At 31.3% G+C, this 15,010-nt stretch carries 16 protein-coding genes; 15 read left to right on the forward strand and 1 reads right to left on the reverse strand.

Features of this window, described 5'->3' with window-relative positions; genetic code table 11:
- The first annotated feature begins 70 nt into the window (after window positions 1-70).
- The 14 genes from A7L45_RS01855 to yiaK all read left to right on the forward strand — a co-directional run bounded on the left by A7L45_RS01855 (window position 71) and on the right by yiaK (window position 12,821).
- On the forward strand, window positions 71-502 hold the full coding sequence (locus A7L45_RS01855) for a hypothetical protein (RefSeq protein WP_071611194.1): 432 nt from the start codon (window positions 71-73) through the stop codon (window positions 500-502).
- Window positions 502-1,233, forward strand: coding sequence for a hypothetical protein (locus A7L45_RS01860; protein WP_071611195.1), 732 nt, complete (start codon window positions 502-504; stop codon window positions 1,231-1,233). Before A7L45_RS01855 ends, A7L45_RS01860 begins: the two co-directional genes overlap by 1 nt.
- A gap of 555 nt (window positions 1,234-1,788) precedes the next feature.
- On the forward strand, window positions 1,789-2,478 hold the full coding sequence (locus tag A7L45_RS01870) for a response regulator transcription factor (RefSeq protein ID WP_338132993.1): 690 nt from the start codon (window positions 1,789-1,791) through the stop codon (window positions 2,476-2,478).
- 121 nt (window positions 2,479-2,599) lie between these two features.
- Window positions 2,600-3,526 carry an ABC transporter ATP-binding protein gene (locus A7L45_RS01875; RefSeq protein ID WP_071611198.1) on the forward strand — a complete coding sequence of 309 codons (927 nt, stop codon included), beginning with the start codon at window positions 2,600-2,602 and terminating at the stop codon, window positions 3,524-3,526.
- Complete coding sequence (locus tag A7L45_RS01880; RefSeq protein ID WP_084647318.1) at window positions 3,523-4,299, forward strand: ABC transporter permease; 777 nt, start codon at window positions 3,523-3,525, stop codon at window positions 4,297-4,299. Before A7L45_RS01875 ends, A7L45_RS01880 begins: the two co-directional genes overlap by 4 nt.
- A gap of 33 nt (window positions 4,300-4,332) precedes the next feature.
- A complete protein-coding gene (locus tag A7L45_RS01885) occupies window positions 4,333-5,274 on the forward strand; it encodes a sensor histidine kinase (protein WP_071611200.1) in 942 nt (313 codons plus the stop codon).
- Window positions 5,275-5,591: 317 nt separating this feature from the next.
- Window positions 5,592-5,915, forward strand: coding sequence for a PadR family transcriptional regulator (locus A7L45_RS01890; protein ID WP_071614824.1), 324 nt, complete (start codon window positions 5,592-5,594; stop codon window positions 5,913-5,915).
- A gap of 4 nt (window positions 5,916-5,919) precedes the next feature.
- Window positions 5,920-6,603, forward strand: coding sequence for a hypothetical protein (locus tag A7L45_RS01895; RefSeq protein ID WP_071611201.1), 684 nt, complete (start codon window positions 5,920-5,922; stop codon window positions 6,601-6,603).
- A gap of 274 nt (window positions 6,604-6,877) precedes the next feature.
- On the forward strand, window positions 6,878-7,240 hold the full coding sequence (locus tag A7L45_RS01900) for a DUF2089 domain-containing protein (protein WP_071611202.1): 363 nt from the start codon (window positions 6,878-6,880) through the stop codon (window positions 7,238-7,240).
- A gap of 22 nt (window positions 7,241-7,262) precedes the next feature.
- A complete protein-coding gene (locus tag A7L45_RS01905) occupies window positions 7,263-7,634 on the forward strand; it encodes an SHOCT-like domain-containing protein (protein WP_071611203.1) in 372 nt (123 codons plus the stop codon).
- Window positions 7,635-7,658: 24 nt separating this feature from the next.
- Window positions 7,659-7,919: a hypothetical protein gene (locus tag A7L45_RS01910; protein ID WP_071611204.1), complete on the forward strand. Its 261-nt coding sequence runs from the start codon at window positions 7,659-7,661 to the stop codon at window positions 7,917-7,919.
- A gap of 676 nt (window positions 7,920-8,595) precedes the next feature.
- The gene (locus tag A7L45_RS01915; protein WP_071611205.1) at window positions 8,596-10,209 is read left to right on the forward strand and encodes a mannitol dehydrogenase family protein; all 1,614 of its coding nucleotides are present in this window, start codon (window positions 8,596-8,598) and stop codon (window positions 10,207-10,209) included.
- 45 nt (window positions 10,210-10,254) lie between these two features.
- Entirely contained in the window at window positions 10,255-11,769 is a 1,515-nt protein-coding gene (locus A7L45_RS01920; RefSeq protein ID WP_071611206.1) for an MFS transporter, read from the forward strand.
- A gap of 47 nt (window positions 11,770-11,816) precedes the next feature.
- Complete coding sequence (yiaK, locus tag A7L45_RS01925) at window positions 11,817-12,821, forward strand: 3-dehydro-L-gulonate 2-dehydrogenase (protein WP_152749875.1); 1,005 nt, start codon at window positions 11,817-11,819, stop codon at window positions 12,819-12,821.
- A gap of 93 nt (window positions 12,822-12,914) precedes the next feature.
- Here yiaK and A7L45_RS01930 read toward each other — a convergent pair whose 3' ends face one another.
- Complete coding sequence (locus tag A7L45_RS01930) at window positions 12,915-13,586, reverse strand: GntR family transcriptional regulator (RefSeq protein WP_071611207.1); 672 nt, start codon at window positions 13,584-13,586, stop codon at window positions 12,915-12,917.
- 391 nt (window positions 13,587-13,977) lie between these two features.
- Between A7L45_RS01930 and A7L45_RS01935 the strand changes: the two genes are divergently transcribed.
- Window positions 13,978-15,000: a zinc-binding alcohol dehydrogenase family protein gene (locus A7L45_RS01935; RefSeq protein ID WP_071611208.1), complete on the forward strand. Its 1,023-nt coding sequence runs from the start codon at window positions 13,978-13,980 to the stop codon at window positions 14,998-15,000.
- The last annotated feature ends 10 nt before the right edge of the window (window positions 15,001-15,010 follow it).

A 15,010-nucleotide genomic window follows, 5' to 3' on the forward strand; every position in this document is an offset into this window, starting at 1 on the left:
TAATAAAGAGAGGTTATAAAGATTATCGTAAATGATGGATTGGTAAATATAGATTTTTGGAGGTATGATTATGAAAAAATATGAGTGGATAAATATTGATTCAGAAGAAGTATTAAAAAAGAATTTTAAGTTTAAGGATATATGTAAAGTAGTGTTATCAGATTTAAACTTAACAGGTGTAATCACAATTAGGAAATTTTCAAATTTATTTAAGCTGATAACAGCACTTAACACATTTAAAAAAGAAAATATTGTATATGATGATAAATTTTTCTTATCTGAAGAACTTAAAATTGCATTTATGTTGCTATATTACAATAAGCAGTTTAATGATGAATTGGGAATTACACAAAGACATTATGTAGATAGGGACAAGGCTAAAGAATGGAGAAATAAGTATATTAAAATTTTTCATACTGATTTGGGTACTAGATTTGAACAGCAAGAAGAAACTGTAAGCTCAATAAATACAATTTACAAGAGAATGATAGGTGAAGCTTAGTGTCTAGTAAATTAAGTGTTAGTTATTATACTATATATGATTTAAGTGAAAAAGATGCATTAGATTATGTTTGTGACAAGATTTATGAATTATTAAGTAGTAACCATTTGAAGATTATTGAAAATGCTTTTATAAAAAACACTAGAGTAGGGAGTAATGGACTTATATACCTTAGAATAAAAGGGATAGCTAATATTTTAAGGACAGGGTCGTCAGGAGCAGAGCGTTACTTTGTATATCAAGGTGTTGATGGAGTTATTGCACCAGCAGAAATAATTTCAATAGATGGAGAAGAGTATATATCAGGCCCAACCTTAATGGCTTTGTTAGATTATAGAATTTCTAGTTCAAGGGGAAAGAAAAAAATGTACCTAAAATATTCTAAAGATATATATGAATATATAAGAGAACTTAATGATGTAATTAACATAAGAGAAATCAATATTGATAGTATAGAAAATAATAGAAAATATTTGAAAGAGAAGAGAATTAAAGAATATAATATTTCTTATTGTGAATTTTCAGATATAAAATTCTATAGGAAAAGTGAAGTCGAATTTGCTCATATAGAAAGTGTAATTACAAGCCCTCATTTAGCACAAGATATTGATAATGGCGTAATTATATTAAAGCATATACATGCAGAACTTACTAGAAGACAAATACATGATTATAGAGGGATGTTTGAATTTTGTATTGAAAATGGATACAGTACATATTGGGCAAAATAAATCGTTTAACTTGGTTAAATAAACCCGCTGTTGAAAAAATAAAAGAAACGAATCGTTTGGACCTGAAAGTTGAGAAATGTAATTATATAAAAGAATATGGTTACTACTCACACAGACTTAAAAATTCATTGTGGGTTTCGCCTACCGTGCTTCGCCTCCACCATAAAAAAAACAAGTTTGATGCAATGGAAAACCCTTGAATTTCAAGGGTTTTCGTTGTTTTTTGTATTGAAATACAGTTTTAAAATGATGAAATGATAGATTAGAATGGAATAAATGCACACCCCTATGAATTTTGAAGTAGGGGTGTGCATTTTTTAGCAGAATTATGAGAGGGTGTATAGCAAAGAAATGGGAAGTGAGTTTGATATAAGTGTTCCAATAAAAATAATAAGAAACATTCTTTAACAGATTACTATATATATAGTATAATTATCAGATAAATGGATGAGATATAAAATGATTAAATACATAATTTCATGGTTAAAGAGAAGGAACGACGGACTCATCATATGTGACATCGTGGAGATGGAGATGGCAATTTAGAAAGGAGTGATGAAAATGAAATACAAGATACTGATTGTAGAAGATGAATCAGATATAAATGGATTGCTGGTTAAAATATTAGGAAAAGCAGAATACCAGACTGTACAGGCTTTTTCGGGTACAGAAGCAAAATTATTATTAGAGAAAGAAATTCCAGACCTTATTTTACTTGACCTTATGCTTCCTGGAATATCAGGAGAGGAATTATTGCATGATATTAGGGAGAATAAACATTATAATATTCCTGTCCTGGTACTATCAGCAAAAAATTCTTTAGGGGATAAAGTATCTTTATTAAAGAATGGTGCAGATGATTACATCACTAAGCCTTTTGAACCAGAGGAAGTGATTGCAAGAGTTCAATCGGCTTTAAGACGTGCAGGAAAAGAATTTAGCTCTAAAAAAATTCTAACATATAAGACTTTACAACTTTATCCTCAATCCAGAAAAGTAACAATTTCTGGAACAGAAATCGTATTAACAGCACATGAGTATGAAATTATTTACCTTTTCATGCAAAACCCGGAGAAAGTGTATTCTAGAGAAAGTTTGTATGAATTGGTGTGGCATGGTGGATATTACGGTGAAAATAACACTGTAAATGTTCATGTTAGCAATTTAAGAAAAAAATTAAAAGAAGCGGGTTCCGAAGAAGACTATATTCAGACCGTATATGGCATTGGATTTAAACTCCAATAAAAAACTTTATGACTTCTTTAAAAGTTTTTTATGACTTATTAAAGACTGAACTGTTATAATATGTTTGTTCAATGAGGAAATCCAATAATTGATAAACTTATTTTTATATGGAGGTAGATAAATGAATGATTATGTTATAGAAACAAAACAAGTTACAAAGGCATATGGTTCGCTCCTTGCATTAGATCATGTAAATATTCATGTGAAAAGAGGAAGTATTTATGGACTAGTTGGTGATAATGGTGCCGGAAAAAGTACCCTTTTAAAATTGTTAGCTGGACATAGCTATGCAACAGATGGAGAAATACAGCTTTTGGGAAAATATGGAGAAAAGGAATTGGAAAGTACTAGGAAAAAAATAGGGTGCATGATTGAACAGCCTAGTTTTTTTCCCAACATGACCGTAGAACAAATATTAAAGTATTATTGTATTCAAAAGGGGATTCCAGATAGAAAAAAAGTTGATAAAATGGTAAAGCTAATGGGTATTACAGAAAAACGAAACAGTAAATGCAAAAATCTTTCAATGGGGCAAAAACAGAGATTAGGTCTTGCGATTGCCATTATGGGAGAACCACAGCTTTTAGTTCTGGACGAGCCTATCAACGGACTAGACCCTAGCGGTATTATCGAATTTCGTAATTTACTACATCGCTTAAATGAGGAAAAGAACATTACAATTCTACTGTCGAGCCACATATTGTCTGAACTTCAACAAATTGCTACCGCATATGGGTTTTTAAACAAAGGGATTTTGATTGAAGAAATCTCGTCGCATGCATTACTTGAGAAATGTTCGGATTGTATTGAAATTACAGTATCAGATGTGGAAAAATATTCTGTTTTATTGGAAAGGAATTTCCCAAAAGAAACCTACAAAATTTTTTCAGAAAACAATATTCGTATCGATAGACCACAGAATCAAGCAGAAGCTTACAGCAAATTAGCTTCTGAAAACGGGATTTATATAACAGGTATGAGAACAATTCAATCTTCTTTGGAAGATTATTATATGGAATTAAAGAAAAGAGGTGAAGAAAAATTATGAATTATATAAAAAGTGAATTTTATCGGGTATCCCACAGCAGAGGTATTTATTGTTTAACTGCAATTTTAGTAATTCTGTCATTTTTGCTGAATGCTGTATTAGCGTGGTTTGGAAGAATGGACGGTAAAAGTTTTCGATACGATACAACTTCGTATTCATATTCAAATTTAGTAGCAAATCCAATGCTTTTTTGTGTTATGGGTGCTGTTATTGGAATTTTCCTCTATGAGGGGAACAGAAAATATGGGAATTTAAAAAATACGATTGCTTTTGGTATTTCCAGAACAAAGGTCTTTGCCGGAGAATGTATTGTAGCCACTGTTTCAGCTGTCTTTTCTTTGATTATAGTCATAAGTGTTTATATTATAAGTGCAGTTATATTTTTGGAACATACAGGCCCCGTAAATCTGATGGATTTATTGACAGAAATTCCAGCCGTATTTTTTATAGCTGTCGCTTCGTTGATTTCGGGAATTGTATGTATAGAAGCATTTGAGAAAGCTTCTACCGGAATTATTATTTGGGTTACAATTTGGTTTATTATTCCTAAAATCTTTTTTTACTTGGGTCTTCGTTTTGATATGATTCGCAACATTGCTATGTGGATGCCCGATAACTTTTTTGGTGTAAATGGAATGGTCGTCAATATGTCACAGAGTATTACTGCATGGGGTACAGCAGAAGGAATGGCTAAGTGTTTAATGTCCGGCATAATTGGAACTGTTGTTTTTTCCTTATTGGGTGTCATATTATTGAGAAAAAGAGAATTGTAATTTATATGTCTGATTTTGGATAGGAGGAGCGAAATGCTGTATATTATTTTAGCTATTATAGGGGGTTATTTTGCATTTCGCTATCTTTCAATCCTATATGCGTTTCGTGAGATAACAAAAGATATACGGGAAATACAAAAAGACCTTACACAAAACCAAATTCTTCATTTGCCGATACCGAATAGGGATTTAGAGAAGGTCTTGTGTTCCTTTAATTATACTTTAGAGGGAATCAGAAAAGAACGGCAGAATTATGAAAAAAGAGAAAAAGGGTTCCAGAAGCAAATAGAAAATATCAGTCACGACTTACGGACTCCTTTAACTGTAATTCTGGGTTATTTAAAACTTATCAAAAAAACGGATAAAGAACTTAACATGGACAAAGAACTGGCAGAAGCGTTAGAAATTATCGAGCATAAAGCGGAAACCATGAAAATATTGGTAGCTCAATTTTATGATTTTTCACGCTTAAATGCAGGAGATTTTGGATTGACACTGAATAATGTGGATATTTCCAGAACTTTAAAGGAATCGCTTATGGGTAACTACCAAATATTGGAGCGATCGCATTTAGCAATAGAGGTTAATATACCAGAACACCCGATATGGGTAATGGCGGAAGATTCTGCACTAGTAAGAATATTTCTTAATTTATTACAAAATGCTGGTAGATATGCCGATAGTTTTCTAAGAATCTCAATGAAAGAAGATGACGAAAATGTATTAATTTCATTCATCAATGATACAAATATGCTTTCTGAAGATGATATTCCACATTTATTTAATAGATTTTATATGCAGGATAGTTCCCGAAATCAAGGCGGTACAGGATTAGGGTTGACAGTTGCAAAATTGCTGGCAGAAGAAATGGGAGGAATATTGGAAGTTAGTATTGTTGATAAAGAATCGTTAAACTCTGAAAAGTATAAATTTACTATTTGCTTTAAATTGTGCATAAAAGTAATAAAAAAATGAGGAGGAAACAATGAAAAATTGTCCTTATTTCTAACTATAAAATCCATAGTCTTAGGATTACATATGGCAACCAAAGTGGTGAACTTTGACTCTGAAACGGAAAATATAAAGCTACTAATGATAAGTTTCCTAAAGGCATGTTGAATGTGTTGACAGAGCAGATTTATAGTATTTTATAAATTCCCCCAAACTTATAGTTCGGGGGAATTTATATTTAGTGGAAATATTTTATTTTTTTGATAAATTTTATTGACAGATAAACTACTAGGCGGTACAATATAGATAAACTACTAGGTGGTGAAAGGTAGGTGAATAATGTGGTAGATCGTTCACAATTAATGCGTGGAACATTAGAGGGTTGTATAGTTAAGATAATAAATGGGGAAGAAACATATGGATATGAAATAGTATCACGATTACAAGATTATGGATTTGAGGATGTAAAAGAAGGGTCAACTTATCCTATTCTATTACGACTTGAAAAAAAGAAAATAATTTCATCTATTTATAAGGAGTCTCCCCTAGGACCAAAGAGAAAATATTATTTTTTAACTGATATTGGAAAAGAGTTTTTAAAAGAATTTGAAATTGTATGGAATGATGTAAAGAGGTCTGTGGATCAAATAATGAAGGGAGAATGAGAATATGACTCAAAATGAAGTAATCTTGTTAAAAGAAGAAAATGAAAAGCAGTCAAGAGAGTTAAGGGAAGATGATGAGCGAAACATTAAAAATATTATGAAAAGTATGAGTATGTTTAAGGTTAATTCATATGATGCACAAGTAATTCAAAGGGATTTGATAGGAATGGCACAAGAATTGAAATTAAGAAATTCCAGCTTACAAGAGGCTATAGGGGATGATGTGAAAGGGTTTACTAATGAGATTATCAATAACAGTAGTGGACCATGTAAAAGAGAAATTTTACTAAATCTTTTGCTTAAACTATCTGGATATTTTTTTGCTTGGTTTACTGGATTGTCATTTGTAGCCTATGGAGGATTATCATGGGAAGCAAATCCAATTATATATTTTTATTATATTGGTGCGGTATTAATTATATTTGTAACAGAAGGGATGATAACTCCATTATTTATTACTGAAAAAGGGCTTAAGAAGAAATTATCCTCAGTCTTTTCAACATTGCTATTTGTAATTTTTTCGACTATTATATATTTTCTAAATGATAATCAGTATACTATAGAAATCAACGCCGGATATATAATTTTGATATCCGCAATAATGTATTTAATTGTAAAATATTTGAATGTAATAAATATTAATAGATTAGCCAAAGGCAAAAAAAATTACATTGATGATTTAAAATAGATCAATACTCACTATACCTAAAAAACAAAAAGTTTGATACAATGGAAAACCCTTAAATTCAAGGGCTTTTGTTGTTTTTTGGATAAAATAGAGTGGAATTTTCAGAGCTTTGGGTTATGTATTTTTATATTTTATTGAATTTTTTAATTTAGATAATTAATTTATAAATTAATATATTTAATATTTAAATAAGAAAAAATAAAAATATTTAATATTAATATTGAATTTATTAAAAAATGGTAGTATAATAAAATTATGGAGAGTGATGATTAGTATGGCATACAAAATAATAACTCAGTGCCCGGTATGTTCGTCCAAACTTACTGTTACAAAACTAAAATGTAAAAAGTGCGACACTGTTATTGAAAATGAGTTTGAATTATCTAAGTTCTCTTATTTAACTATGGAACAGCTAAGTTTTGTTGAGGTTTTTATAAAATGCCGAGGTAATATTAAAGATGTTGAAAAAGAACTAGGAATATCTTATCCTACAGTTCGAGGTAAGCTGGAGGATCTAATTGCATCATTGGGATATACACAAATTAAAGAAAAAGAGGATAACAGTGCTGATGTGATTGATAGGCTTGAAAAGGGAGAAATTACAGCCGAGCAAGCATTAAATTTATTAAGAAAATAGTATTTGAAGGAGTTGTATTATAATGAATGAAGAGGTAATGAGAGTATTAAAAATGCTAGAAGAGGGAAAAATTGATTCGCAAAAATCCGGGGAGTTAATAGAAGTTTTAAACGCAACAAAAAAAATTGTTCCAGTTACTGCGAACAATGCAGATAAAACACTTAAAATTAAGGTCAACTCATCAACTGGAGATAACGTAAATGTAAATATACCTGTAAAGTTTATAAAAACTTTAGGAAGTGCTATTAAGAGAATACCTAAGGTAGAAGGAGTAGAAGGCATTGAGGACATAGATATACAGGCTATTCTTCAAGCTGTAGGCGAGGGATTAGATGGAAAGATTGTAGATGTGAAAAGTGAAAAGGGAGACATTGTAGAAATTGTAGTTGAGTAGCAGCACCGGAGGTGACTATTATCTATGAGAATTTATATAAGAGAAAAAACAGGCAGGAAGTTTAATATTCCTGTGCCCCTAAGTATTGCAGGTGCTGCTTGCAAAATAGCTAATTTTGTATTCAAGAGGGTAGATAAGCATATTGATGCTCAGACAAAAGAAATACTAGATTGTATAGATTTCAATGAACTTGCAAAAAGCTTGAGGTATTTGAAAGGATACAAGGGACTTAAACTGGTGGAGGTAAAATCACAGCAAGGCGATGAGGTAACTATAATTCTGTAGTCTAATTTTTAGTAAAAGAAACTTTGAAGTAAAAAGTTTCAAAATTATAGTTATTGGACAGTAAAACCCACAACAATAGTAGTGGGTTTTCTTATGCATTAATTTAATCAGATCAGTGTGATGGGGTCTGGACAGCTAACTAAAGTAAGCAAAATAAAAACACAAAAGGATTACAAATAAAAAAATAAAATTATCTTGAATTTATAAAGAAGTATGATATAATATGAATATTACTAGCTACCATACAAGTATGATAGCATGGTAGGATGGTAATCAAGGGGAAGAAGATAATTAGGGTATTTATAATGCACTACCTGATTTGGCGGAAAAGATTATTATAGAGCATTTTATGATGGTTAACTTTGATAAAGATCAATTAAAACAATACTATTTAGGTTATTTTAAGTAGAAGGTAATTTTTAGCGTGAAATTGTTTTTATAATTATTGTGTAAACGGTACCAAATAATGGTTCCTTGGATATTACAGATATTGTAAAAGTGCTCTATGAGATTGGTTTTATAGGATATATAGGCCAGATCATGGAAGACACATTTAGAATGAGTAGTGTAGACCAGGTTATGGGCTTTATGACATGAGAGATATGTATATCCGGAGACTATGGGATATGATTGAGGGAGCTTAAAAATAATAACTAATGAGGGGATGCAAATAGAAATGAATGATATAAAGTTACAGCTAAATAAGTCAAGCATAAAGCAAAATGAATTATGGGAAAAAGCAGGTATTGAACTTCCAAACTTTGATATTAATAAGATGTCATCTTTAACAAGTGAGAATCCTACATGGGTACATTTTGGAGCAGGAAATATCTTTAGAGGATTTATTGCAGCATTACAACAAACGTTATTAAATAATGGCAATGCGGATACAGGTATTGTGGCAGTGGAAGGTTATGATTATGAAATTATAGACAAAATATATACTCCTTATGATAACTTAAGTTTGCTTGTAATTATGAAACCAGATGGCAGTTTAGATAAAAAAGTTATAGGAAGTATAAGTGAAAGTTTATCAGGAGACTATTTAAGGGAGAAAGACTGGAAAAGACTACAAACTATATTTACAAAACCCTCTTTGAAAATGGTAAGTTTCACAATAACTGAAAAAGGGTATAGTTCTAAAAATATTTCAAAGGAAGATGTAGAAGATGGCTTAAAACATCCAAGTAGTGTTATAGCTAAAGCTGCATCACTTATGCATGGAAGGTATAGAAATGGAGAGTTCCCAATCGCTCTTGTTAGTATGGATAATTGTTCACATAATGGTGAAAAATTATCCAATGCAATAAATTATATTGTAGAAAAGTGGGTTAAAAATGGATTAGTTGAAAACGATTTTTTGAAGTATATTAATAACCCTAAGAAGGTATCCTTCCCATGGAGTATGATAGATAAAATTACACCAAGACCATCGGATAGTGTTAAAGAAACATTAAATAAGACTGGGTTTGAGAGCACTGATGTTGTGATCACAAAATGTAATACTTATATTGCACCTTTTGTTAATGCAGAAGGACCGCAATATCTAGTGATAGAAGAGAATTTTCCAAATGGTCGTATGCCTCTTGAGAAGGCTGGTGTATTTTTTACTGATAGACAAACTGTTGAAAGAGTAGAAAAAATGAAGGTTTGTACTTGCTTAAATCCACTCCATACAACTCTTGCGATTTTTGGATGTTTACTTGGGTTTAATTTAATAGCCGATGAAATGAAAGACCCGTGTTTGAAGAAGTTAGTAGAGAAAATTGGATATGATGAGGGGATGCCAGTTGTTGTTGATCCTAAAATATTTAATCCAATAGATTTTATTAAAGAAGTAATTGAAGTAAGACTTCCAAATCCATATATACCAGATACACCACAAAGAATAGTATCAGATACTTCCCAAAAAATTGGAATTAGATTTGGCGAAACAATTAAATCTTATATGGAAAGAAAGGATTTGGATCCTAAAGATCTTATTTATATTCCACTTGCTATCGCTGGCTGGTGTAGATACCTAATGGCAATGGACGACAATGGGAAGGAAATGGAATTGAGTTCAGATCCTTTATTAGAGACACTGAAAGATTATGTTTCTGAAATAAAATTAAATAATACAGAGGGAGTAGGTAATAAATTAAAACCAATATTATCAAACGAAGAAATATTTGGAGTAAATCTATATAATGTAGGACTTGGAGAAAAAGTAGAAAATTATTGCAATGAGATGATTACTGGCATTGGTGCGGTAAGATTAACACTTGAAAAGTATGTTAATTGCAAATAAGATCATACTAATAAAAATATACTAAAATGAAAAGAGGTTAATTAAATGTCGAGAAAGGATAAAAAAGTCACCGTTAAAGTAGGTCTTGGTTATGGGTTAATTGATGCAATGGGTGGAGGAGCTTTTACAATTATCGGAGCTTTCTTACTGTTTTTTTATACAACCTTTGCAGGACTATCACCACTTGAAGCAGCTTCTATTATTGCTATTGCTCGTCTTGTGGATGCTGTTTTTAGTTTGTGTGTAGGTAGTATAACAGATAACTTTTATAAGACTAAATTAGGAAAAAAATTTGGAAGACGTCGCTTCTTTTTATTGATTGGTTCGCCTTTAATGGCTTTTTATGCAATACTATGGGTAACAGGTCAAGGCTACTGGTATTATCTAGTATCATATTTATTATTTGAAATGATTGCTGCCATGGTATTGATTCCATTTGAAACTTTGCCATCTGAAATGACAAAGAAATTCAATGAGAGAACTATACTCTCAACATGTAGAATGTTTATTTCTGCGACAGGTACATTTTTAGCAACTTTTATTCCTGGAATATTAATTAAGCATTTTGGTCAAAACAATCCATATGCGTATTTTTTTAATGGATGCATTTTTGCTGTAGTATATGCTATTTGTATATTTATATCTTATAAATCTACATGGGAAAGAGAACTTTCACCTGCTATGGAAAGAGAATTATTAGATAAAACAAAAGCTGGACATAAAACGATTATTCAGCATATACAAACTATTGTTCAGATAATTAAAGATTATGCATCTACTTTAAAGATTAGGGCTTTTAGAAAACATTTAATGATTTATTTGTTATCATTTACTGCTAAAGATACATTTAATGCTGTATTCGTATTTTTCTGTGTTTACGACTTAAAGGTTACAGCTTCACTTGCTGCCAATTTGCTTTCACTTAGTGTTGTTGGTATACCTATGACTATCTTTGCAGGATTTTTGATGATTAAGATAGGACCAAGTAGTTTATTTAAAATATCTTATTCTATTATGATTGTATGTTTACTAGGCTTTTATGCTGTTTATATACTTGATCCGGGATCTAAGGTTGCTCTTTTATTTGCAATTGCAGGCGTTTATCAAATAGGTAGAAGTATACTTGAATTTACTCCGTGGAATGTATTTCCATTTATTCCGGATGTGGATGAAATGGTATTTAGAAAAAGACGAGAAGGACTTTTTGCTGCTGTTATGACTTTCACTAGGAAGAGTAGTGTAGCAATTGCTACATTTGTTGTTGGACTTATACTGCAATATGGAGGATTTATTAAAGGGCGAGAAGTTCAACCACCTCAAGTAGTGGAAATTATTGCATACACAATGGTTATTGGATCTATCGGATTACTTGTAATTGCTCTACTATTTACTTTCACTTTCCATCTTAATAAACAAACACATCTCATTTTAGTAAAAGAAATTGAACGATTGAAAAATAATGGTTCAAAACTTGATGTTGATCCTAAAACAAAAGCGGTTGTTGAAGATCTTACTGGTTATAAATATGAAGATGTTTGGCAAGAAGTTAGTATGGAATAATAATATCAAATTAAAATAAAAAAATATAATAAGGAGAAGTGAAGATTATGAGAATTCCATTTAAACAGATGAAGTCAGAAATTAAACGTGCGATGATAAAAGCAGGATTAACAGAAGAACAGGCAGAAACTTGTGCTCGGGTTCACACGGAATCCAGCAGAGATGGTGTTTACTCACACGGACTTAACAGGGTACCAAGGTTTATTGACTATGTAAATAAAGGATGGGTTGATATTAAAGCAACCCCATCTTTAATTAAAAGCTGTGGTTGTATGGAAAATTATGATGGAAACATGGGAATAGGTATTTTAAATGCAAAGTTTGCTACCAATAGAGCAATTGAACTTGCTAAAGAACATAACATTGGAATTGTTGCGTTAAAGAACACAACTCACTGGATGCGTGGTGGTACATACGCATGGGATGCAGTAGATAATGGTTTCTTATCAATTTGCTGGACAAATACAGAGTCTTGTATGCCTGCATGGGGAGCAAAAATTCCTTGTGTTGGTAACAATCCATTCTGTATTGGAATCCCTAGAAAAGACGGTAATATTGTACTGGATATGGCAATGTCACAGTATTCTTATGGTAAGTTGCAAGTAACAAGGTTAAAGAATGAACAACTTCCATATGCAGGGGGGTTCGACAAAGAAGGGAAATTAACAAAAGATCCTGGTTCTATTGAAGAATCAATGAGAATTCTGCCAACAGGATATTGGAAAGGTTCTGGCCTTGCTATTTTACTTGATATGGTAGCTGCGGTTCTTTCAAATGGTATGCCAACTAGTGAAATTGATAAAATAGGAAAGGGAAGTTGTGGTGGTTGCTCGCAGATTTTTATAGCTATTAATCCATACACTTTTGGAACAGAAGAACAAATTAATAATATTTTGGAAAGTACTATTAATCAACTGGGAGCTGCAGAACCTGTAAGTGAGGGTGGAAAAGTTTGTTACCCAGGTCAGCGTACTGCTAAAACACGTGAAGATAATGACAAAAATGGTATTGTTGCTGATGAAACAATATGGAACGATATTTGTAACTTATAAATAATAAAGTTTAAATAGGCCCCGTGATGGAAGTAATATCCACCATGGGGCCTATTTTGTTTTATACATAGCAAATTTAATGGAATTTATATCTTACTTAAAATAATTTGAATAATCATGTTTTAACTGGTCCTTATCAAAATTAACCATTGTTAAATGTTCTATAATAATTTTTTCAGCTAAATCTGGGTTTTTATCTATTATTGCATTTTTAATACCTATATGCTGAGAATAAATGTGGTCCCATTTAAGGTTACTCGATAATCTAAGTATTCTTATCCTCTGAAAATCACTTTCCATTTCATTAATGGTTGCCCATATTTTATTTTTGTTGCAACCCTCAAAAATCAATCTATGAAATTCTTCATCTGCTGCAAATATTTTTTTGTTATCATGGTCTTCCATATACATTTCTTGAAACTTTAAATTCATCTCTAATTTCAAAAACATTTCTTTTGGGAACCCTTCACAAGCAAGCCTTACTACAGCTCTTTCTAAATGTTCTCTCATAAATCTTGCTTCTTCTACCGAGGATAAATTAATTAAAGAAACAAATGTTCCTTTTTGGGGATAAATACTTATTAATCCTTCCTGTGCTAAACGTACAAATGCTTCTCTGACAGGGGTCCTACTCACGTTGAATTTTTCAGAAATACCTTTTTCAGAAATTCCTAGACCTGGAACAAAATTTAGATTAATAATTTTTTCTCGTATAAGATGATATATCCTCTTGCTTGTAGAATCTTTATTTATTTCAAAAGTCATACTTATTTTCTCTCCTCAACTACCACTATACTTGTATGGTAGATTATCATGTTTAAATTATACCACACTCCACCATAAATTTAATATACTAGTTAAGATTTAGCAAAAAAATAACCATTTCAGTGGCATAAAAAGGTGGATAAAAAGTTCGTTTGTTTCTAAAAAAACCTTGAATATATTCAAAACTGTGATACAATGTAAACATATTCATACTACCATACAGACATGGTAGTACGGTAGTATGGTATATTATTTTCTATAATTATATTTTGGTTTTGACTTGATATCCAAGTTACTTAATCAAAAAGAGGATTATAAAAATGTTCCAAGAGTTGCTATAAAATAGAATCCTTAGGATTTATTTAAATAAAACAATTTAGGGGATGACAAAATGAAAGCAGTTATGATTAGAAAACCATATGACTTACAAATTATAGAGATGGATAAACCTGTAATTACAGAGCATAATAATGTATTAATTAAAATGAAAGCGGCTGGTATTTGTGGTTCTGATGTTGGTATTTATCATGGTCAAAATGCAGCAGCTACTTATCCAAGGGTTATTGGACATGAGATGGTTGGAGAAGTAATAGAAATTGGTAATAATTGTACAAAAATTAAAGTTGGTAATAGGGTAATTATAGATCAAGTAGTTAACTGTGGTGAATGCTATGCTTGTAAACATGGGAGAGGTAACGTTTGTGCAAACTTAAAGGTAAGGGGAGTACATATTCATGGTGGTTATCGTGAATATATTGCAGTGCCAGAATGTGATGTATATATATTGCCAGATGATTTATCATATGAGGATGCGGTAATGATTGAACCAGCAACAATTGCAGTACAAAGTTGTTCTAGAGCTGAGCTTTGTAAAGAGGATACTTTACTCATCCTTGGATGTGGTGCTTTAGGAAGCAGTATATTAAAGATTGCAAGATTAAGTGGAGCTACGATTATAGTAGTGGATGTAGTAGATGAAAAAATCGAAAGGGCAAAGGAAATTGGTGCAACTTATGGAATAAATCTTTTAAAGGAAGATGTGGTGGCAAGAGCTAAAGAATTGACTGGAGGATATGGACCAACAGTTTCTATTGATGCAGCTTGTACAAAAGACTCTCTTGCTACATTGTTAGAATTAACAGGAAATGCAGGTAGAGTAATTACAATGGGATTTTCTATAGATCCAACAGTTGTTACACAATTTAAAATTACTTCAAAAGAATTGGATGTAAGAGGCTCTCGATTACAAAATAAAAAATTCCAAGAAGTTTTAAATTTAGTTGAAGAAGGAAATTTAGATTTAAAAAATAGTATTTCGCATACATTCAATTATTTAGATGCACAAAAGGCATTTGATTTCGTAGATAGCAAAGATCCTAGTATTAGAAAAATAGTATTAACTTTTGATAAGTAATTAAAATTTA

This window comes from Clostridium estertheticum subsp. estertheticum (assembly GCF_001877035.1).
GTDB classification, from domain to species: Bacteria; Bacillota; Clostridia; order Clostridiales; family Clostridiaceae; genus Clostridium_AD; species Clostridium_AD estertheticum.

Coding starts and splice junctions, on each gene's coding strand:
- A7L45_RS01855 (WP_071611194.1), top strand. CDS start 71: ATGAAAAAATATGAGTGGATAAATATTGATTCAGAAGAAGTATTAAAA.
- A7L45_RS01870 (WP_338132993.1), top strand. CDS start 1,789: ATGAAAATGAAATACAAGATACTGATTGTAGAAGATGAATCAGATATA.
- A7L45_RS01875 (WP_071611198.1), top strand. CDS start 2,600: ATGAATGATTATGTTATAGAAACAAAACAAGTTACAAAGGCATATGGT.
- A7L45_RS01880 (WP_084647318.1), top strand. CDS start 3,523: ATGAATTATATAAAAAGTGAATTTTATCGGGTATCCCACAGCAGAGGT.
- A7L45_RS01885 (WP_071611200.1), top strand. CDS start 4,333: ATGCTGTATATTATTTTAGCTATTATAGGGGGTTATTTTGCATTTCGC.
- A7L45_RS01895 (WP_071611201.1), top strand. CDS start 5,920: ATGACTCAAAATGAAGTAATCTTGTTAAAAGAAGAAAATGAAAAGCAG.
- A7L45_RS01900 (WP_071611202.1), top strand. CDS start 6,878: ATGGCATACAAAATAATAACTCAGTGCCCGGTATGTTCGTCCAAACTT.
- A7L45_RS01905 (WP_071611203.1), top strand. CDS start 7,263: ATGAATGAAGAGGTAATGAGAGTATTAAAAATGCTAGAAGAGGGAAAA.
- A7L45_RS01910 (WP_071611204.1), top strand. CDS start 7,659: ATGAGAATTTATATAAGAGAAAAAACAGGCAGGAAGTTTAATATTCCT.
- A7L45_RS01915 (WP_071611205.1), top strand. CDS start 8,596: ATGAATGATATAAAGTTACAGCTAAATAAGTCAAGCATAAAGCAAAAT.
- A7L45_RS01920 (WP_071611206.1), top strand. CDS start 10,255: ATGTCGAGAAAGGATAAAAAAGTCACCGTTAAAGTAGGTCTTGGTTAT.
- yiaK (WP_152749875.1), top strand. CDS start 11,817: ATGAGAATTCCATTTAAACAGATGAAGTCAGAAATTAAACGTGCGATG.
- A7L45_RS01930 (WP_071611207.1), bottom strand. CDS start 13,586: ATGACTTTTGAAATAAATAAAGATTCTACAAGCAAGAGGATATATCAT.
- A7L45_RS01935 (WP_071611208.1), top strand. CDS start 13,978: ATGAAAGCAGTTATGATTAGAAAACCATATGACTTACAAATTATAGAG.